We start from the raw sequence: 20,793 nt of genomic DNA, 5'->3' as shown, positions 1-20,793 counted from the left end.
AAAATGAGGATATTGCAGTTAGCCGTTTGGCTAAATCGGGCTGACGCTAGATGCGTCCGGGGAAACTATGTAGATAAACGCCTCGCAGATAAATCTTATTCCTTGAATAGAGTCTTTATGATTGGCTAATGATCGGCGGATAGTTATGCAAGATAATATTGAGGCCAGTGCCTGGATCTAATTGCTGGATTATTAGAGTGCAATGAATTGAACTTGGCGTCTCTTTGTCCTTAACGAATAAGTTGTGGCATTGCGCTGGTGTGGAACTTTGAGTCACTGGTGCACCGCTCTGCATTTTTTGCCTTCACGGCGTACCGGGATGCGGCTCCGGATACTCGGCCGTCACGTCCAGCGGTTTGGCATAAGGTCCGGCCCACAGTTGCTCATGCAGGTCGCCGATGCGCCTGGCCATGGCGGTGTCGTGCAGCACCACTTCCAGGTTGCGCGAATTGTCCAGATAGCCGCCGAGCCAGTTGCTGGTGCCGACCCAGGCCACCTGGCCGTCGATTTCCATGGTCTTGCTGTGAATCACCCGGGCATAGGGGATGAACCCCTGGGTGGCCTGGGGCAGGGTGACGATCCTGACCTGGACGTTGGGCAACAGCGCCAGGCTTTTCAGGTAGGGCAGTTCGACCCTGTCGGTGTTCCAGTCGGACACCAGCAGCTTGATCGAGACACCCCGCGCCGCGGCGGTGCGCAAGGCGGTGTCGATCACCGGGTAATACGGCCGCGTGCCCTCGGGGCCGTAGGACAGCGGTGCGTAGTCCAGCAGTTGCACCCGGACTTCGCGCTGCGCGGCGGCCAGCAGGCGCGGCAGTTCCTGTTGCGAATCGGCCACGCCGGGCGGGTTGTAGCGCTGCGGGCTGGCGACCAGGTAATTGCCGCGGCGTACCGCTGGTTCGCCAGGGGCGGGCAGGGGGACGGGCTGGCCTTGCGCCAGGGCGGCCTGGGCCTGCCAATCCTGGTCGAAGATCGCCTGCACCTGGGCCACGACGGTTTCGTCGCTGATGCGCAAGCCGGTTTCGTGGATGTGCTCCAGCGACCGCCAGTCGAAGTTCTGGCTACCGACGAAGGCTTGCTTGCCGTCGACCACCAGGTACTTGGCGTGGATGATGCCGCCGCCGACCCGGGCGTAGGGCAGCACCCGCAAGGTCAGGTTGGGAATCGCCCGCAAGCGTTCCAGGGTGGCCGGCTCCGACAGCTTCAGGCCTTTTTCTTCCAGCAGGAAACGGATCTGCACCCCGCGTTTGCCGGCCGCCTCCAGGTGTTCGAGCACCCGGTCCAGCGCCGAGCCGGGACGATTCGCCACGTAGAACTGGCCAATGTCGATCCGGCGTTGCGCGCTATCGAACAGCTCGCTCCACACCGGTCCGGGCGCGCGCAGGTCGGCGGTCCCCAGGGCGCTGTCGACCGGCACGCTGTGCACCAGCTCGAAGCCGGGAATGGCGAAGTCCGCCTGGACCAGCGGGCTGACGAGCACGCCCGCCAGGCCGGCGAGCCGGACGCTGCGCAGCGCCCGGTTGAAGGTCATGCGTAGGGTCATGGGTTTCTCATCCGGGCAAGGGGCGGGCGCGGCCGGCGCCCGCCCGGAGATCACGCGGTGCGGCTGTGCAGCGGGCTGGGCGCGCGCTGCGGCGCCTCGTCCTGTACCCGGGCCCCGGTGGCCGCGCGGAGCAGCAGCATCTTCAGTTGATCGTTGATGCGCTCCAGGCTGTCCTGGAAAAAGTTATGGAACACCACGCAGAACAGCGCGATGGCGATCCCCAGCCCGGTGGCGAACAGCGCCGTGCCGATGCCACCGGAGATCTGCCCGGGGTCGGACACGCCGGCGCTGGCCAGCGCCTTGAAGGTGTCGATGATCCCCAGGATGGTCCCCAGCAACCCCAGGAGCGGGGCGGCGGTGGTGATGGTCTCAATGATCCACAGGCTGCGGGCCAGCGGCGCGCGGGTCGCCAGGTACTGGCTTTCGATCACGTCGTCCAGGTCCTTGCGCGAGCCGTGGGCGGCCTTTTGCGCCAGCACCGGCAGCACCATGCCCAGGGGCAGGCTGTCGCGCCGGGTGGCGTCGTGCGGCAGGTCGTGCTGGCTGTGCACGTGGCTGCCCAGGGCGGCCATCAGCGAGCGGGCCTGGCGCCGGACATAGGCGAAGTAGAGACCGCGCTCGATGGCGATGAAGATCGCGATGGCCATCGCCGCATACATCACATAGAAGGTGATGTCGTGAAGCAGGTTCATGTCCATGGTGCTTTACCTCGTGGTTCGCTAAGGGGCGGATGCCGATCAGAAATTGGCTTCCAGGGAGACGGTCACGGTTCGTTCCAGGCCCACGATGTAGGCCGGGTCGCCGTCACGGAAACCGCTGTAGGGCGCGGAGTTGGTCTTGGTGGTGTACACGCCGTCGAGGTACTTCTTGTCGAACAGGTTGTCGACGTTCAGGCGCAGGGTCGCGTCCTTGACCACCTTCTTGTCCACCGGCAGGTAGATACCGGCGCCGAGGTTGTACACGGTGCGCCCGGAGATGGATTCGTCGTTGGTCAGGTCGCCATACAGCTTGCTGGTGTACTTGCCGCCGAAGGTGCCGTAGAAGCGCCCGTCGTCGTAGCCGATGTTGGCCGCCAGCATGTTCTTCGGCACGTTGGCGAACTGCTTGCCGCTGGTGGGCAGGTCGATCGCCTTGCCGGCGTTGTAGACGGTCAGGTCGTCCTGCTGCTTGGCGCGGGTGTAGGTGTAGGAGGTGTAGTAGTTGAAGTGATGGGGCAGCAGGCCGCTCCATTCCAGCTCCAGGCCGCTGTTGTCCACGGAGCCGGCGTTGATGTCGGCGAAGTCGCCGTTGATGTCCCGGGAGGACACCTGGCGATCCTTGAACTGCATGTAGAACAGGGTCGCGGCCAGGGTCATGTCGTCGCCGCTGTAGCGCCAGCCCAGCTCGTGGTTCCAGCTGGTTTCCGGCTTGGCGTCGATGGAGCCGGCGCCCTTGTCGTACAGCACATAGTTCTGCGGGATGCGCATGTTGCGCGACAGGCTGTAGAACAGCTGGTCGCGCTCGTCGAGCTGGTATTTCAGGCCGACGTTGGGCAGCGGCTTGTTGTAGGTCTGGTCGCGTTTTTCCGGCTGCTCGGTGAGGCTGCCGTGGTTGGTGCCGTCACGCTTGACGTGCATGTAGGCCAGGCCGGCCACCAGGGTCCAGTCCGGGGCGAAGTACCAGGTGTCCTGGGCCCAGATCTTCTGCGCCGGGGTGACGGTGAAGCGGTCGCGGCCCTGGATCTTGTTGCCATTGGCATCGACCATGTTGTCCGAATCCGGCCAGGTGCTCTGCGGCTTGCCGCTGCTCTTGAGCGGAATGAACGGCTGGGTCTGGCTCTGGCGCGCCCGCTCGTACCAGTAGCCGAATTGCAGGCTGTGGTCGCCCAGGTCCCAGTTCAGCTTGGTGGTGATGCCCGGGCGCCAGGTCTGGGTCCGCGAAGGGCGGTAGTACACGCCCGTGGTGGAGGAACCGTCGGCGTTGTACTGGGCGGCGGTCGGCAGGTTGCCGAGGTCGAACACCCCGCCCTGGTTCGAGCCGCGGTTCAACGCATAGCTGGAGGCGCCCACGCCGCTGCCGTTGCCCCAGTAGTAATACGGGATGACCGACAGCGCCAGGTTGTCGGCCAGCTTGAATTGCGTGTTGAGCACGGCGGTGAAGGTCTGGAACGGGTTCTGCGCCAGGGCGTAGTAGTTGCTGACCTTGCCGTTGCTGCCCAGGGCCGGCGTCGACGGGTAGGGGTCGTACTTGCGGCCGTTCTGCTGGAACTGGGTCTTGGTCAGCTGGCTGTAGCTGTTGTTGTCCTGCTCGTGGTACTTGAGGATCAGGTTGGCGCTGTCGCCGCCGCCCATGTCGAAGAAGCTGTTCCACTCCACCTTGTCGGCCCGCACCGCGCCGTCGCCGCGCCATTTCTCGCCTTCGGTGTGGGACAGCGAAAGCCAGTTGCTCAGGCCGTTGACTTCGCCGGTATTGAGCCGTGCGAAAGTCTTGAAAGTGCCGTTGCTGCCGGCCACCTGTTTGACGAAGGCGCCGGTCTCCTTGGTCGGGCGGATCGTCACGATGCCGATGTTGCCGCCGCTGGAGCCGATGTGCGGGCCATCGGCTTCGGACGCGCCCTGGGTGACGAAGAGCTGCTCGATGTTTTCCGGATCGCCCAGCAGGTTGGAGTACAGCGCGTAGTTGCCGGAGTCGTTGATCGGCATGCCGTCCACCGACATCCCGACCTGGTCGGAGTTGAGCCCGCGCATGGTGAAACGAAAGCCCGACAGGCCGGTGGCGTCTTCGCTGGAGATGTTCAGGCCCGGGGTGTACTTGAGCTTGTCGATGGCGTTGCCGGTGGCGGTCTGCTTGTCCAGCGCCTCCTTGGTCACCGTGGAGCGGCCCTTGATGCTGTCCTCCTGGACCATGTAGCCACCGCCTGCCGTGGCCTTGCCCTGCACGCCGATGGTGCCGACGTCGCTGTCGCTGGTGTCTGCCATGGCTAGCCCATGGCCCATGCTCGCGGCAACGAGTGCCAGATGAATCCGGGTGAACTTCATCACTGTCGTCCTGGTGTTGGGTGCTTATTGCACGCTGTAGTTGAAGGTGGCGGTGAAGCGTTGTTCGTTGCGTCCGCCGAAGGCTTGCTCGGGGAACGGCTTGACCTGCTTGATGCGTCGCAGGCTGTTGGTGGCGGCCCGGTTGAGCAGCATGCTGGCGGCCTGGGTCTGGATCCCGGAGTCGAGGACGCGGCCCTGGCGATCCACCAGCAGCCAGACCACCACTTCGCCACTGGGGCGCTCGAGGGAGGCCTGGCGCCCGGTGGGGTACTGCTTGTAGCCATCCAGCTCGCTGCGCAGCCCCTTGAGGTAGCCGCCTTCCAGGGCCTGGCCGTCGACTTTCGGCGGCGCGGGCGGGGCAGGGGGCGTCGGTGCCTGGGCGACAGCGGGTTGCACCGGCTTGGCGGGAACCGGCGGCGCGGGGGCCGGGGTCGCCTTGGCAGGCGCCGGCTTGGGTTGCGGCTTCGGCTGGGGCCTGGGTTCGGGCTTCGGTTTCGGCGGCTGCTTGGCAGGCAGCGGTGGTGGCGGCGGGGCCGGCTCGGCCGCTTCGTCTTCGATCACCGGCGGTGGCGGTTCCTGTTCCACCACCGGCTCGGGGACCACGGGCGGCTCGGGCTCGACCAGGGCGATTTCGACCGCCGACTCGTCGTACACCGGCTGCACTTTCAGGGGCTGCGACTGGATACCGAGGGCGATCAGCACCAGGGCGATCAGGGCCGGGATGCCGCCCAGCAGCTGACGCGCGCGAAACAGGGCGTACATGATCAAGACTTGCGCGTGGCGATGGAGACCGAGGTAAAGCCACCCAGACGCAGGGTGTCCATGACCTCGACCAGGCGCGCGACTTCCACGCCCTTGTCGCTGTTGACGATGATGGTCGCCTTGCTGTCGGGCTGCTGTGCGGCCTTCAGCGCTGGCACCAGGGTGTCAATCGCCAGGTCCTTGCCATCGAGTTGCAACTGGCCTTCCAGGCCCAGGGTGAGGACGAACTTGTTCTGCGGCTTGAGCTGTTGCGAACTGCTGGCGCTGGGCAACTGGGTCTTCATGCCCAGGGCCGGAATCACGTTCAGGCTCACGAGTACGAAAAACACCAGCAGGAACATCATCACGTCGATCATCGGGATCAGCTCGATGTGCGCCTTGCGTTTTTTCGGTTCGTCCCAGGTTCTCATTCGGTTACCCCGCCATTGATTAGGGGCGCCACGCTAGCAACCGAAAATGACCGATTGGTTAACTTTAATTTAAGCTTTGAAGTGTCTAGGACAGCACTTGCAGCCGTTCATGGGGATTTTCCCGGCTGTCATGAAACTGACATTTCCCGAGCGCACTTTTTGCCCTTTCCCTGGCGGGCCCTTCGCTATGAGTGCTGCATTACCTTCCTTGTCTACCCCGCGACTGGCGCTCAGGGCGCTGCACGAACGGCAGGCCCGGACACTGGGCGAGCTGGCCAACGGAGCTGACATCGCGATCGGGCAGGGCGCGTCATGAGTGCCGGTTTCGGCGAGCCGAGGGATCCGGGGCGTCGCCGGGTACTGTCGGGCCTGGCGGTGGCGACGGCCTTTTCGATCCTCGGTCCCTACGCGCGCAGCGCCGGCATCGATTACCCGTTCACCCTCGGCGTCGCCTCGGGCGATCCGCTGCCGGACGGCTTCGTCATCTGGACCCGCCTGGCGCCGCAGCTCAACGCGGTCGATGGCCAGGGTGGCCTGAGCCGCCCGGTGCCGGTGCGCTGGCGGGTGGCCAGCGATGCGGCGATGACGCGGATCGTCAAGCAAGGCGAGGTGCTGGCCACCGAGCGTCTTGCCCATTCGGTGCATGTCGAAGTCGCCGGGCTGCAGGCGGGGCGCCCGTACTGGTACCAGTTCCAGAGCCTCGGGGCGCAAAGCCCGACCGGCCGCGCGCAGACCACGCCGCCGGCCCAGGCAATGGTCTCGGCACGCCTGGGTTTCGTCTCCTGTTCGCACTGGGAGCGCGGCTACTTCAGTGCCTATCGCCACCTGGCCGCGGAACAGCCTGACCTGGTGTTTTTCCTCGGCGACTACATCTACGAAGCTTCCTACGCCGCCGATTCCGGGAAGATCGTGCGCCCCCACGACAGTCGCGAGGCGCTGGACCTGGCCGGTTATCGCAAGCGTTATGCCCAGTACAAGAGCGACCCCGACCTGCAGGCGCTGCACGCCATCGCCCCCAGCGTGGCGACCTGGGACGATCATGAAGTGCAGAACGACTACGCCAATCGCTGGTCCCAGGACCCGAACATCGCGCCGGGCCCGTTTCTCCAGCGCCGCGCCGCGGCCTACCAGGCTTTCTACGAACACATGCCCTTGCGCGCCAGCAGCCTGCCGCGGGGGCCGGACCTGCGCCTTTATCGGCACCTGGATTACGGCCGGCTGGCGCGCTTCCACGTCCTGGACGGCCGGCAATACCGCTCCGAGCAACCGTGCCTGGCGGCCAATGGCAGCCATCGCGGGCATATCGCCCCTGACAGTTGCCGCGATCTGCGCGACCCCGGGCGCACCATGCTGGGCTGGGAACAAGAGGCCTGGCTGGACCAGGGGCTGGCCCGGTCGCGAGCGCAATGGAACGTGATCGCCCAGGACCTGCTGGTGGCGCCGCTGCTCCAGCGCGATCCGACCAGCCAGGCATTGGGGCACTGGACCGATGGCTGGGACGGCTACATGGCGACCCGCGAGCGGGTGCTGGCATCCATCCAACGCCGGCAAGCGAGCAACCCGGTGTTCTGGGGTGGCGACATTCATTCGTTCTGGGTCACGGACCTGCATGCCCGTGCCGACGATCCGGACTCACCCATCGTCGCCAGCGAATTCGTCGGCACCTCGGTGACCTCCGACGGCCCGCCTTACGACGCGTTCAACGCGATCCTGCCGCTCAATCCACATGTCAGGTTCTTCGACAGCCGGCAAAGGGGCTACGTGGCGGTGGAACTGAGTGAGCAGCAAATGCTGACCCACCTGCGGGTGATCTCCGATCCGCGGGATCCGAACGCCAGCGTCTCGACCCTCAAGTCCTTCGTGGTCGAGTCGGGGCGGGCGGGGGCGATGGCGGTCTGAGGCATCGCAAGCCTGGCCTTGTTTCGACAAGGCCAGGCCGGTTTTCCAATGGCAAGGGCAGGGGGCCGGTCAGGGTTTGGGCTGCCAGGCCGTCGATTCGGCAGCGGCCTTGAACCTGGCGCGATTCTCCGGGGTGGCCGGTGGTTCCGAGTCGCCGAAGATCGCCTTGAGCCAGTGGCCGTCGGTAGGGTTGGGGAAGAGGACGAATTTACGGCCGAATTGCTCCTTGTCTTCGGTCATCAGGCTGAGGCGTTGCTTGACGTCTGCGACGTAGTACTTGCGTTTGAAGTCGTTGAGGTTGTCGCCCAGCATCAGCACCACCTCGTAGTCCTTGGCGATCTGCGTTTGCCGCGGCTCTTTGTTGGAGCTGTCGCGATAGACCGTCAGGTGTTTTTCATCGGCGAACGGCAGCTGGTTCTTGCGCAGATTGGCCAGGGCGTAGTCGAAGGTTTTTTCACCCTGGTCGCGGCTGGTCACATAGAACACCTCGACGCCTTTGGACTGGGCGTACTGCAAGAATTCCAGTGCACCGGGCGTGGCGACCGGGCCGTTTTCGGCCACCCACTGGTCCCAGGCCGGGTCATCGAAAAACTCTTTCCCCGAATGAATCATGTAGCCCCAATAACTGTTGCTGCCCAGGACGGTGTCGTCGACATCGCTGATGATGGCCAGCGGGCGGTCGCCTGCCTTGTGCGCCTGCAGCGCCTGGTCCAGGCGCATCCTGGCGATGTTGAAGCCCTGGTAATACAGCGCCTCGAACTCGGCCGCCGTCTGCTTCCAGGCAACCGCCGCGGTCAAGAGATTGGAGGGTGTGCCGGCCACCTGTTCGGCAACGGCGGGCGTCCACTGGGACAGCACAAGCGAGAAGAGTACAGGCGCGATCAAGGTTTTAGTTGTTTTTGATTTCATTACTCGACACCTAAGTCATGCAGACAGGTAAATACGGAGCAGGGCGCGCCGGGCGCCATGCTGACCAATACCGCCAAGGGGTTCTATAGCACTCGGGTGTCCCGCTCAATACGGGTGTCGTGTTTTGGGATCAATGAGGCGTGATTCCGACTCAGGTTCCATGTGTGGCAATGTATGCAAGGAATGAGTCGGGATCGACAGCGCTAACGCGGCGCAGTGATTTTTTATAGATTCACCCTGAAATAGAACGCCTCAATATCGAGAGAGATTCCAATGCCATACGAGTTAGAAAACCGTTTAGTGATCGGTGTGGCTTCCAGCGCTGTGTTTGATCTTGTGGCATCGGATGCAGTGTTTAAGAGCCAGGGAGAGGAGGAGTACCGCAAGTTTCAGCAAGAAAACCTCCATGTTCCTCTGCCAAAGGGAATAGCGTTTCCCTTCATCAAGCGTCTCTTGTCGGTAAATGACCTTAGCGCGGACCCTGAGGATCCTCTGGTGGAAGTAATCCTTCTCTCACGGAATGATCCTGACACCGGGCTACGGGTACTGAAGACAATTGAGCACTACGGGCTCGGGATGACCAGAGCCATTTTCATGCAGGGAAAGTCTCCGTATGAGTACATTCCAGCGCTGAATATCGCTCTGTTCTTATCGGGTGAAAAAAAAGATGTAGAGGGGGCAATCAGGGCTGGGTATCCAGCTGGGCAGGTGCTCGACTCAGAATTCGAAGACGACGAAGCAGATAAAACCCTACGTATCGCATTCGACTTTGACGGCGTACTTGCCGGCGACGAGTCTGAATCGATCATGCAGTCCTCCGGATTGACAGAGTTTCATGCTCATGAAGTGAGGAACGTTATGCAGCCCCATAACCCTGGGCCGCTGAAGGAGTTCATGGTGCGGATATCCAAGATCCAAACCGTTGAGGAAGAGCATAAAAAACTCAATCCTGAATATGAAAACCGCATACGTGTATCAATCGTCACGGCCCGCAATGCTCCGTCGCATGAACGTGCAATGAATACGCTCAAGAGTTGGGGAGTCATGGCAAATGACGCTTTTTTCCTGGGAGGTATCGAGAAAGGCAAAATCCTGGGCGTATTGAAACCGCACATTTTTTTCGATGACCAATCCGGACACCTCAAATCGACTAGCGCAGTTGCTCCATCCGTTCACATTCCTTTCGGTATTACCAACAATGTGGCGTCGGAGACTGTACTAACGGCGAAGAGCCAGGTTCAGGTAGTGTTGTAGTACATCCGTCAAATGGTGCCGTTTATGGGATGGATGCAAACGGGCCTATGGATCAAGCTTAAAAATGAGGTAAGGAGACTTCTGAATGTTCTGGCTGGGGCCATTTGAGTACAAGTCAAAAAAAGAGTTGATGGATCGACTCAAAAACTATCTTTACAACGCACCAGTAGGTGTGATCACCAACAAGCTCGCAGTAAAAAAATTGCACTTGCTAGTGGCAATGCATCCGGATGCAAGCAGAAAAATTGGCAATGGGATTGATCACTTTAGGATTGAGCGTAATGAATTGGGGGCGGGTAAGGGGATCAAACTCGTCCGCATGGATGGCAGCGAAGATAGCTTCTCCTATAAACGCTGCATCACCGGCGTCACTCAATCTTCCCATGGCAAAGTATGCGAAGCCCTGAGATTTGCAGTGCGCCCGCAACTGATCGCATTTCGGGATGCCGTTGGGTTACCCACAAAGTGTGCGGCAACTGGTGTGGATATCACAGAGCGACAAGATTTGCATATTGATCACGTTGAGCCGTTCTGGAGGTTGTTAGAACGATTTTGTGGTGACCATGGGATTGACCTGACCAAGCTTGGAACAATTGGAAATGGCGAGCAACTGTCATTGACCAATCAATATATATCTTCCGCCTTTGAGGAGTACCACCGTCTTCATGCAAAACTTCAACCCTTGTTGAAAACTGCCAATATTGCGAAGGGAGGGCGTCTGTCTCATCGAAAAAAGAACTAGGACTAATTTGTAGTGGTTTCAGGTAAAAACGCCACTGATTAAATTGGTTTAAATAGAAAAGTCTTATAGATAAATCCAGGATTTAGTGAGAGTGAGTTTGCAAGCCTTTAGCTCGACGAAGAGCTAAAGGCCTAAAGCATTTGAAGTAAATTTACAAATAAAACATTGTAAGAGCCGACTCACTCCAAGGACAAAGTCAGCGTTCCTTACTTCTGGCCAGGTAATACGCGTTGACGAACCTGGCCGTGTTCTGCACAGCCTGGCGTATATCCGGTTTGGCGATGCCATGCCGCTTGGCGAATTGCTCGACGGGCGTGGTATCGAAACGCGTGGTTTGGATAAAGTCCAGGGCTTCGGGCTTGGTATTCAGGAACCGCGCGATGGGCGCAATACCCAGGAGCCACTTCAGCAAGCGCAGCGGTATGTGATGTTTGGGCGACTTGAAGCCCAGGGGTTGTGCCACCTGTGCCAGGAGTTTGCGCAAGTTGGGCGTCTGGTCATCGAGCGCCAGCAGTTCCTGGCCCGCCATGGTCGGATCGAACGCACAGGCCACCATCAGCTCGACCAGGTAATCCACGGTGACCAGGGGCAGCCAGTGGTCGGGGGTGCCGGGCACTGCGCTGAGCTTTCCCTGCACCAGGTTACGGATCAGGTCCACCAGCGGCTGACCGTCCGGGATATGCCCCGTGCGGCTGTGGCCACACACCGTCGAGGGGTGGACGATGGTCATCTCCCCACGCTGGGCGGACATGACCTCCAGGGTCGCGAAATGCGCCTCCAGCTTGCTCCCCTCGTAACCCCCGACCTTGCGGTAGACGGCAGGCCAATCGGTCGACCCCGGCGAACCGGGATCGATGCCGATGCGTTGCAGGTGTCGGTGATCCTTGAGCATGTAGCCGCCGATCATCACCAGCCGGCTTTTCTGCTCGGCGGCCAACTGCGCCACGCGCTTTGCCCCCTCCACATTCACCGCCCGGGAATGCTCCACCGAAAGCCCCCAGGCGAAGTGCGCGCCCAGGTGGAAGACCACTTTGGCCCGCTTAAGCGCTTCCCGGTCCGCACGGCTCAGCCCGAGGTTGTCCTGTTCCAGGTCGCCCGCCACGGCAAAAATCCGGCTTGCGTTGCCTCCCAGGCTGTCGACTTGCCCGCGCAGTTCGGCGAGCCGCTCCGGGCGACGCATCAACACCCGGATGGTGTGACCCTGGGCACTCAGGTTCGCCAGCAAATGTTGACCGATGAAGCCTGTACCTCCTGTAACAAAGCATTCCACTCTCATTTTCCTGCTCTTGGTTAAGGTGAGAAACCAAGCGTAAACTGTCGACCCAACTCTACGGTCAAGCGATGTTTTCATGAAAATCGGCGAAATCGAGACCCGCAGCGGCGCCAGCCGCCACACCCTGCGTTACTACGAGCAAATCGGCCTGATCTCGTCGGCGCGGCGGGCTAACAACTATCGCGTCTACACCGAGCAAACCCTGCAGGACCTGGACTTTATCCAGCGCGCGCAAAGCATGGGGTTTTCCCTGGGGGAAATCGGCGAGATTCTCGATGCGCAGCGCAACAAGCTGATCGATTGTGCCGAGGGCGCCCAGTTGATCGAAAAGAAGATGGCGGAAATCAAACAGAAAATCGCCAACTTCCAGAGCATCTATCACTACCTGGATGCAGAGCGCGCCACCCTCGAAGCCAGTGCCGCCAGGCAACTCGAGCTGCAGCGGATGAACGACGCTTCCAGCTGAGTCCGCCCCTTGCGCGCACCGCGTTTCTGATCCTCGAAGCAGGGAAGGGCGTGGTGCCGCCTGACGCTTTCGCAGCGCTTATCAAGAAGAAATGCGCAGGCCGTTCGGCATTCCTCGCCTTATGTCTTAGAATGCCCGGCTGCCGAAAGAACCGTCATGGCCATAGCCATGAAGGGCTTTCATTCTTTGCAAATAAGTGTGGTGAAGATGAACAAGCCTTTCATTTCTCTGTGCCCTGAAATTACTCGGGCACATGCGCTGACGTTGATGGACTGGTTGGAGGATGAGCGCGTCACCTGCTATCTGAGCGATTCGCGTCATGTCTCCCGGTCCATCGAGCACGCCATCGATCGGACCCAGTTACCGATCCTGACCCATCTATTCAACCGGGGCGGCCGATTCTTCATGGCCTATGACCGGCATGATGTCCCGGTGGGCTTTGTCCGCCTGATCAAGACCGGCCCGGACTGCGAGATCGTCCTGGCCATCGGAGACCGCGAAAAATGGGGCCGCAACCTTGGCGCCCGGACGATCCGCGAAGGCATGAAGCTGGCCTTCCTCGACATGCGGGCCGAAAAACTCATCGCCAAGATCCACCCGGACAACCTGCGCTCGCTGAAAGCCTTTCTGCGCAGCGGCTTCCTGCTCGAGAGCGAAACGCCGGCATTGAAGTCATTGTCGATGACGGCGGGTCGCTACCTGCAGTTCCTGCGCGAAGGGGCCATGGGCGACTCCACGGGGATCTACATCACTGAAATCGACAAGGCCAGGCTCGAGAGCCTGATCGCGCTCGAACAAGGCCCGGCCGTTGTCGAACTCGAACATGAGCTGGAGCGAGCCATTGTCGTCAAGCCGCAGCAGGTGGCGCGCAACGTCGTCACGATGAACTCCAGGGCCTTGTTGCAACTGGACGACGAAGAGATCGAAGTGGCCCTGGTCTATCCCGACGACGCGGACAGCGACGCCGGCAAACACTCCGTGTGCTCCGACATCGGCGCCGCCATCCTCGGCTATCAGGAGGGAGACGCCATCGACTGGCGAATCGCCGATCGAACCCGCCGCATCGAGATCAGGAAAGTGCTTTACCAGCCTGAGGCTGCGGGTGATTTCCACTTGTGATTGCGACTTGAGTTCAGTGTTACTTATATAAATGCGTATCGAGTTGACTGTAGATTTGAAGTATTGACCATTTTGAGCGGCCACCCGGATAGCCTTTCTGCGGCCTAGGAAACAGGGATGTTCCGTCGCTTAGCTCACGTATTTCGTTGAAGTGCGTGTGACTCATGAAATTCCACGCTACTCGTGATGTCCAGGAGCTGTTGATGAACCAAGATGACCTGCAGTTTGCTCATGATCGGCCGATCGCACGACAACAAGAGGACCGACTCAATCGAGCCGACTTTGCTCAACGCTTGGCGTGGGCGGTGAGTTCCTGGAAGAACCAGGAGAGCCTAGTCATCAGCCTTACGGGCAGTTGGGGAAGCGGCAAAAGTTCGATCAAGAATATGACTCTGGAGCAGTTGGCGAATAATCAAGGTTGTCAGGTAATTGAATTCAATCCCTGGCAATGGTCTGGCCAAGACAAACTCAGCAGTGCCTTCTTCGAGGAGGTCTCTCGGGTGGTTCAGCGCGAGGATCCTAGCGCCGCCGACAAGCAACTAGCCAAAGTGCTGCGGCGTTATGAGCGGCGCCTGAACGCAGGTGTGAGCGTCCTCAACAACACCGCCAAATGGGCGCCCATCCTGCTCGGTTCTGCTCTAGTAACCACCGCATTGGGCAGTGTCGCTGAAGGCACTGCCGCACAAGTGTCCATTTGGACAGTTAGTGCCGCCAGTTGGCTTGGTAGTATCTCCCCATGGCTGAAACAAGGGGCTGACTGGTGCCTTAAAAAATGGAACATCCTTGACCAGCGAGCCAAGGATAGCGAGATGAGCCTCAGTCAAATCCGCGGACAGCTGCAACAGTTGCTCAGCGCACGCCAGCAACCATTGTTGATTGTTCTGGATGACTTGGATCGGTTATCCACCGAGCAATTGAAAGCCATGTTCCAATTGGTCAAGGCCCACATGGATTTCGCAAACGTGGTGTTCCTCTTGATATTCCAGCGCGACACTGTTGAGCAAGGCCTTGCGAGGGCAGGTTTTGACGGTGCGGATTATCTGGAAAAAATCATCCAGGTACCGTTCAGCGTGCCGGCAATCTCGGCCAGTCAGCTAGAGGAAATCCTGTTTAGCAGGTTGAACGCCATCCTGGACAGTGAACCGCAGTTGCAACAACGCTTCGACAAGGCGTACTGGGATCAGATGTTCCAGCGCGGCATGCGTCCTTTCTTTGGCAACTTGCGCCACGTCTATCGCTATGCTTCGACCTTGGCGTTTCATTGCCGGCTGCTACGCGGAACTGAGGTGGCTGAAGTTAATGCGGTCGATCTGTTTGCCCTGGAATGCTTGCGGATTTTCGCCCCGGAAACTTACGCGGAGATGCGGCGGCACAAAATACTGCTTACCGACGGCGAGCGCTATGCTCAAAGGGATGACGCGCAACGGACCCGTATTCTTGAGGTCATCGACCAATTGGTTAGTCTTGCCCCGACGCCTCATCACTTGGCTACACGCCAGTTGCTACAGGAAATGTTCCCGACTCTGGAGTGGGTGTTCACCCATACGCAGTATGACCAGCACATCCAGCTTCGTTGGCTCATCGACTCGCGGGCATGCTGCGAGGAGGTGTTTGATCGATATTTCGAACTGTCGATTCCTGCGCAGGAGTTCCCTAACTCGCTGCTACACAAGTTTGCGCGGCTGATTACGGAGCCTGAGGCCTTCACCACGCTGTTGTGCTCTTTTGAGGAAGATCGCCAGGCTGAGATTTTGCAGCGTTTACAGGGGCTTGTGCACGAATTCCCACTCGACCAGTCACCGGCAGTGGTGCAGTCCATGCTACGTGCTGGTGAGCGGGCGGGCCGGCGCATGTCGCACACCAACTGGTCGCCACGCGAGCAGGTCATGCGCTTACTGCGGCTGTTCCTGAGGCGCCACCCGCAAGAAAGTATGCGGAGCCATCTGCTCATCGAGGCGTTTAACGCTGTGCCCGGTCTGACCGTTGTGCGTTTGTTGCTCGGCACAGACCATGCACTACGCCGCAAAGGCGATATTGGCATATTCGACGATGCAGGGCTGGAGCAACTGAAAAGCCTGTACTTGGACACTGTGCGTCAAGTGGCAGACGGTGACCCTGATGCGTTTCTGGGTGACGATGATCTTGCGTCCTATCTTAATGATCTCAATCACTACAGCTCTGAAGGCGATAAGGGGCGCGGCTGGGTCGAGGGGCACGTCAATTCACCGGCCCGATTCCTCCAGTTCGCGCGTGGATTTACCAGTTTTCAAAGCTCGTCCACTAGCAGCGGAACGACTCGTACTGCCTACATTTCGCCGAGCACACTGGAATACATGATGGGGCTCACTCGATGCGCAGAATGGGTGGAGCAATTGGAATCGCTGACACTGAGTGACTCGGATTTAGAGACGTTAGCGCTGGTAAAGGACGCGTTGTCACGCCACGCGCTGGATGAGACGGCCATGCCGGGATAACGCATCTGCGACGCGATGTATCGGCAGAGCCTGGAAAGGAAAGTGGTATGAAGCCATATGACTGTGGGTTAACTGAGAGTGATCAGCCAGGCTGATGGTGAATATAATTTAACATAATATACATTATGCGAATGCCGGGCATGTTCGTTGGTGTTCGGGTCATGCCGAGATGAAGATAAAATTCACTCACTTCGCGTCTAAGTAACTAATTTAAAACGCGTTTCTAAATCACCCCGCACAGCCCCTGCTCGTGGACTATCTTTTTTTGATTTCCCAGAAAAGGAGGTCCTATGGCTTCAGTAGAGCGCACGGCGTACCCCACTCTGACAAAGACGTATTCGAAGGCTGAGCTGCAGCGCGAGTTTTCCTTTTCAGATGAGGAGCTTAAATGGGTACGAAGCAAATCAAAGGCCCCCTTCCACCTCAATCTTGCCGTTTTGCTCAAAACCTTTCAGCTACTACGATATTTTCCCGATATCACCGACGTGCCTGATCAACTGGTGGACTTTATTCGCGGCGAATTGGGTCAGCGGAGCAAGGTGAAACTCACGGAATACAAGTGGTTTCAGCAATATCGCCATATGAACGCGATACGAGCGCGTCTCGGTGTGACCGCATTTTATGGGTCAGATGCTTTAGAACTTGCCGAGCGCCACGCCCAAGCAATGTCGTTCCTGCTTGACCAGCGTGCCGACATAATCAACGCCGTGATTGAAGAGCTGATCCGCCAGAATTATGAGTTGCCCGCGTACTCAACCCTGAATGATCTCGCTGAGCGGATTCATGCCGAATCTCAAGAGGCAATATTCAACCAGGTGATCGCCCAAACATCGACAGATATGGTCGACAAACTGAAGGAGCTGCTCGACACGGATTTTGGGCGTCGTCAGAGCGACTTCAACGCACTCAAGCAGGCTCCCAAGAAGCCCTCCCGCAAGCACCTGGAAGTGCTGATCGACCACCTGGCGTGGCTAGAGAGCTTCGGGAATCTGGATGCTATTTTTGAAGGAATCGTCGATACCAAGATTCGCCACTTTGCTGCCCAAGCTGCGGCATCGGACGTGTCTGAGCTGAAGGACTGCTCACTGCCGAAACGCTACACCCTGATGCTGGCCTTGATCTATCGGATGCGCGTGCGGACTCGGGATCATCTGGCCGAGATGTTTATCCGCCGGATATCGACGATCCACAAACGCGCCAAGGAGGAGTTGGAGCAAATCCAGGCACGGCAACGTCAGAAGTTAGAGCACTTGGCAGCAACTTTGGATGGGGTTGTGCAAATTCTCGTTCAAGAGCCGGATGACCACGAGGCTGGCAGCCTGATTCGGGAATACCTATCACCCGACGGCAATCTGGATCGATTGCGAGAGACCTGCGCCGAAGTGCAAGCCACTGGAGGAAATAACTATCTGCCTCTGATCTGGAAGCACTTCAAGTCCCATCGCTCCTTGTTGTTCCGTCTCAGTCATCTTCTCCAACTGGAGCCAACGACTCAGGATCGGTCACTGGTTCAGGCGCTTCAACTGATCCAGGACAGCGAAAATCTACACCGCGAATGGATCGACGAACACGTCGACTTGTCCTTTGCGTCAGAGCGTTGGGTCAAAGTTGTGCGCCGTTCTGCTTCCGAAGGACCGCCGACCAACCGGCGCTATCTAGAAGTCTGCGTATTCTCCTACCTAGCCAGTGAGCTGCGCTCGGGTGACATGAGTGTGCTGGGGTCGGAATCTTTCGCCGACTATCGTAAGCAGTTGCTCCCCTGGGATGAATGTCTCCAGCGACTACCTGCCTACTGCGAAAAGGTGGGACTGCCAGGCACGGCGAAGGAGTTTGTTGCTTCCCTCAAGGCCCAGCTGGAGGAAACCGCGCAGCAGCTGGATGACAAATTGCCCTCTTGCCGAGGTGACGTATCGATCAACGAAGCCGGCGAGCCGGTGCTGCGCCGAGTGACAGCACGAGACATCCCGCCTTCGGCCATCTCGCTACAGACAGCACTTATCCAGCGCATGCCGGCCAGGCACGTGCTCGACATCATGGCCAACATCGAGCACTGGATTCAGTTCACGCGGCATTTCGGACCAATGTCCGGCAACGAGCCGAAGCTCAAAGAACCGGCCGAGCGTTACCTGATGACCATCTTCGCGATGGGCTGCAACCTCGGTCCCAACCAGGCGGCTCGGCACCTTGCGGGCAACGTGACCCCGCACATGCTCTCCTATACGAATCGCCGCCATCTCTCGCTGGAGAAGCTGGACAAGGCCAACCGCGAACTGGTGGAGCTCTATCTCCAGCTAGACCTGCCCAAGGTATGGGGTGACGGTAAGGCGGTGGCAGCGGATGGCACCCAGTTCGACTTCTATGACGACAACCTCTTGGCCGGGTATCACTTCCGCTACCGCAAGATGGGTGCCGTGGCCTATCGGCACGTGGCGAACAATTACATCGCAGTCTTCCAACACTTCATCCCACCAGGCATCTGGGAGGCGATCTATGTGATCGAGGGGCTGCTCAAGGCGGACCTCAGCGTCGAGGCCGACACGGTGTATTCCGATACGCAGGGACAGTCTGCGACGGTCTTCGCCTTTACCCATCTGTTGGGCATTAATCTAATGCCGCGGATTCGCAACTGGCGCGACCTGGTGATGTGTCGACCAGATCGCGGGCTTTCCTACAAGCACATCAACCGCTTGTTTACCGATACGGCCGATTGGCAAATGATCGAGACCCATTGGCAGGACCTTATGCAGGTCGCCTTGTCGATCCAGACTGGAAAGATTTCCTCGCCCATGCTGCTGCGCAAGCTAGGTTCCTACAGTCGGCGCAACCGCCTCTATCATGCTGCGCAGGCGCTCGGCGCTGTGGTGCGGACAATCTTCCTGCTCAACTGGATCAGCAGCCGTGAGCTGCGCCAGGAGGTGACCGCCAATACGAACAAAATTGAGTCGTACAACGGCTTTTCCAAGTGGCTGTCCTTCGGCGGCGACGTAATTGCCGAGAATGATCCGGATGAGCAGCAGAAGCGCCTGCGCTACAACGACATGGTGGCCTCATCAGTGATCTTGCAGAACACCGTAGACATGATGCGCATCCTGCAGAAACTGGCCCGCGAGGGGTGGCAGTTCACCGATGAGGATGTGTCCTTCCTCAGTCCCTACCTGACTAGCAACGTCAAGCGCTTCGGCGAGTTCAACCTCAAGCTCAACCGTCCTCCAGAGCCGTGGATCAAGGATGCCGTCTTCCAGCAGGCAGCGGGCTCTTTGCGACTATCTCCGTCTGGAAAGACCAACTTGGAGACTTTGCCATGATTGACACTTTGCCGCCCTCATTTCGTATCACCGCTTATGGTGAAGTGGATGCCGCCGCGCTAGAGCGGTTTTGCGAGCACTTCGACACATCCCGGTTACTGAGGGTGGTTGATCATCTAGACCGCTGTTTGGAAGATATGGGCGGCATGGTGGCGTTGCGTGATGAGTTACTTCGATTGCATGCCATGAGCATGACGTTGGTTGAGGGCGTACCACCGGCTGTACCGACTGAAAACCCTTCTATTTGGGCTGAGGCAGAGGCTCTGCAGCTAGACCTGGACAGCCTTACGACGTGGATTTGCTCTGCGACCGCTGTGATCACTCCGCTGACTGAACTAGCTCCAGATTACGAGCGGTAGTTACCGAAAAATTTCGGCCACTATCCGGGGAGTTTGAACATTACATAGCGCGCTTTGTTTATCAAAAGATCAGCATGAAGAACCCGATTACGACCAACAAGCCGATCAAAAAAATGATCCCGACTGTGCTGCCTAGAAATTTCAACAAATTCTTGCTCCGCCGCACCTAGACCTTTATGAGCATGGACCACGCGTCCGGCTTGGACATCGAGCGCCAAGCAGAAACTGATAAACGAAACCTGTCAGCAACGCTTCACAAGCCTACTCGAAAGGTTTAATGTAGAGATAACTACATAAAGCGATTTATCTCTACATGACGAATTGGCTGTCCCTCATTATTGCTTTACCGACCGCTAACGCCACAGAGCGCATGCGCGCCTGGCGTGCCCTCAAGAGCAGCGGCGCTGCGGTACTGCGCGACGGGGTCTATTTACTGCCCGACAATCTCGCCTGTCGGGAGTCGCTAGAGGCTGTTGAGCGCGACGTACTGAGTAGTAATGGCACAGCCTTTCTGCTCCCCATCAACGATCCACAGGGGCAGCGCTTTATCGAGCTGTTCGACCGTAGTGAGGACTACACCAGGCTGCGAATCGAGATCGAGGCGTGCCAAGCACAGGTGAATGCGGACAATGCTCTTGCCAGCACAAAGCAGGTGCGCAAGCTGCGCAAGGCGTTTGCTCAGGTAGCGGCCATCGACTTTTTTCCAGCGGCAGATCGACAGCAGACCGACGCGGCTCTCAAAACACTGGAAACGGCCATCAGTCGAGCGCTGTCGCTGGATGAGCCGAGCAGTCAGGATCAGCCAATCGAACAGCTAGATCGTCGTGACTACCAAGGCCGCCTCTGGGCGACGCGCAAGCGGCCCTGGGTCGACCGCCTGGCCAGCGCCTGGCTGATCCGCCGCTGCATTGATCCGACGGCCCGCATTCTCTGGCTGGACACGCCAAGTGATTGCCCGGCTGAGGCGCTGGGTTTCGATTTCGACGGGGCGACATTCAGCCACGTCGGTAGCCGCGTCACGTTCGAGGTACTGGCGACCAGTTTCAGCTTGGACAGCCCGGCCATCTCGAAGCTGGGGCTGCTGGTTCATTACCTGGACGTCGGCGGTGTCCAGCCCCCCGAAGCGCCGGGTGTCGAATCTGTGCTGGCTGGGTTACGCCAAGCGTTCGCCGATGATGATGAACTGCTAGCCGCCGCCGCGACGGTGTTCGACGGTTTGCTGGCCCGTTTCGAGGGCAAACCATGCGGCCGATAGCCCCCG

16 protein-coding genes are annotated in these 20,793 nt (G+C 59.1%); 9 read left to right on the top strand and 7 right to left on the bottom strand.

Translation table 11 applies throughout. From position 1 onward, the window contains the following. Positions 1-304: 304 nt before the first annotated feature. From TO66_RS15610 to TO66_RS15590, 5 genes are read right to left on the bottom strand one after another with little or no spacing between them, the layout of a single operon-like run. The gene (locus tag TO66_RS15610; RefSeq protein WP_044463180.1) at positions 305-1,543 is read right to left on the bottom strand and encodes a phospholipase D-like domain-containing protein; all 1,239 of its coding nucleotides are present in this window, start codon (positions 1,541-1,543) and stop codon (positions 305-307) included. A 50-nt stretch (positions 1,544-1,593) separates the two neighbouring features. Continuing rightward, positions 1,594-2,241, bottom strand: a complete 648-nt coding sequence (locus tag TO66_RS15605; protein WP_044463179.1) for a MotA/TolQ/ExbB proton channel family protein — start codon at positions 2,239-2,241, stop codon at positions 1,594-1,596. 39 nt (positions 2,242-2,280) lie between these two features. Next, on the bottom strand, positions 2,281-4,560 hold the full coding sequence (locus TO66_RS15600) for a TonB-dependent receptor (protein ID WP_044463178.1): 2,280 nt from the start codon (positions 4,558-4,560) through the stop codon (positions 2,281-2,283). A 24-nt stretch (positions 4,561-4,584) separates the two neighbouring features. After that, positions 4,585-5,322, bottom strand: coding sequence for an energy transducer TonB (locus TO66_RS15595; protein WP_044463177.1), 738 nt, complete (start codon positions 5,320-5,322; stop codon positions 4,585-4,587). A gap of 2 nt (positions 5,323-5,324) precedes the next feature. Further along, complete coding sequence (locus TO66_RS15590; protein WP_044463176.1) at positions 5,325-5,732, bottom strand: biopolymer transporter ExbD; 408 nt, start codon at positions 5,730-5,732, stop codon at positions 5,325-5,327. A 312-nt stretch (positions 5,733-6,044) separates the two neighbouring features. On the opposite strand from TO66_RS15590, the gene TO66_RS15585 reads away from it, so the two are divergent. After that, positions 6,045-7,631, top strand: a complete 1,587-nt coding sequence (locus tag TO66_RS15585; RefSeq protein WP_044463175.1) for an alkaline phosphatase — start codon at positions 6,045-6,047, stop codon at positions 7,629-7,631. A gap of 69 nt (positions 7,632-7,700) precedes the next feature. Here the strand turns inward: TO66_RS15585 and TO66_RS15580 are convergent, their stop codons facing one another. Then, the gene (locus TO66_RS15580; protein ID WP_044463174.1) at positions 7,701-8,540 is read right to left on the bottom strand and encodes a 5'-nucleotidase, lipoprotein e(P4) family; all 840 of its coding nucleotides are present in this window, start codon (positions 8,538-8,540) and stop codon (positions 7,701-7,703) included. 273 nt (positions 8,541-8,813) lie between these two features. On the opposite strand from TO66_RS15580, the gene TO66_RS15575 reads away from it, so the two are divergent. Both TO66_RS15575 and TO66_RS32600 read left to right on the top strand, forming a co-directional pair. Continuing rightward, a complete protein-coding gene (locus tag TO66_RS15575) occupies positions 8,814-9,794 on the top strand; it encodes a 5'-nucleotidase (protein ID WP_044463173.1) in 981 nt (326 codons plus the stop codon). Positions 9,795-9,879: 85 nt separating this feature from the next. Further along, positions 9,880-10,536: a DUF3223 domain-containing protein gene (locus TO66_RS32600; RefSeq protein ID WP_044463172.1), complete on the top strand. Its 657-nt coding sequence runs from the start codon at positions 9,880-9,882 to the stop codon at positions 10,534-10,536. 196 nt (positions 10,537-10,732) lie between these two features. Here TO66_RS32600 and TO66_RS15565 read toward each other — a convergent pair whose 3' ends face one another. Next, the gene (locus tag TO66_RS15565; RefSeq protein WP_044463171.1) at positions 10,733-11,812 is read right to left on the bottom strand and encodes an SDR family oxidoreductase; all 1,080 of its coding nucleotides are present in this window, start codon (positions 11,810-11,812) and stop codon (positions 10,733-10,735) included. A gap of 73 nt (positions 11,813-11,885) precedes the next feature. On the opposite strand from TO66_RS15565, the gene TO66_RS15560 reads away from it, so the two are divergent. The 6 genes from TO66_RS15560 to TO66_RS15535 all read left to right on the top strand — a co-directional run bounded on the left by TO66_RS15560 (position 11,886) and on the right by TO66_RS15535 (position 20,787). Continuing rightward, entirely contained in the window at positions 11,886-12,275 is a 390-nt protein-coding gene (locus TO66_RS15560; protein WP_038578985.1) for a MerR family transcriptional regulator, read from the top strand. A 156-nt stretch (positions 12,276-12,431) separates the two neighbouring features. After that, the gene (locus TO66_RS15555) at positions 12,432-13,394 is read left to right on the top strand and encodes a bifunctional GNAT family N-acetyltransferase/nucleoside diphosphate kinase regulator (protein ID WP_082061097.1); all 963 of its coding nucleotides are present in this window, start codon (positions 12,432-12,434) and stop codon (positions 13,392-13,394) included. A gap of 203 nt (positions 13,395-13,597) precedes the next feature. Next, the gene (locus tag TO66_RS15550; RefSeq protein WP_044463169.1) at positions 13,598-15,868 is read left to right on the top strand and encodes a P-loop NTPase fold protein; all 2,271 of its coding nucleotides are present in this window, start codon (positions 13,598-13,600) and stop codon (positions 15,866-15,868) included. Positions 15,869-16,158: 290 nt separating this feature from the next. Continuing rightward, on the top strand, positions 16,159-19,173 hold the full coding sequence (locus TO66_RS15545) for a Tn3 family transposase (protein ID WP_044463168.1): 3,015 nt from the start codon (positions 16,159-16,161) through the stop codon (positions 19,171-19,173). Continuing rightward, positions 19,170-19,532 (top strand): Tn3 family transposase post-transcriptional regulator TnpC, encoded by a 363-nt coding sequence (gene tnpC / locus TO66_RS15540; protein WP_044463167.1) that lies wholly within the window; start codon positions 19,170-19,172, stop codon positions 19,530-19,532. Before TO66_RS15545 ends, tnpC begins: the two co-directional genes overlap by 4 nt. A 313-nt stretch (positions 19,533-19,845) precedes the next feature. After that, positions 19,846-20,787: a chromate resistance protein ChrB domain-containing protein gene (locus tag TO66_RS15535; RefSeq protein WP_044463166.1), complete on the top strand. Its 942-nt coding sequence runs from the start codon at positions 19,846-19,848 to the stop codon at positions 20,785-20,787. Positions 20,788-20,793: the final 6 nt, after the last annotated feature.

It is taken from the genome of Pseudomonas sp. MRSN 12121 (assembly GCF_000931465.1).
Classification (GTDB): domain Bacteria; phylum Pseudomonadota; class Gammaproteobacteria; order Pseudomonadales; family Pseudomonadaceae; genus Aquipseudomonas.
Note: the sequence above shows the minus strand (reverse complement) of the source record. Positions and strands in the feature narration are given on the sequence as shown.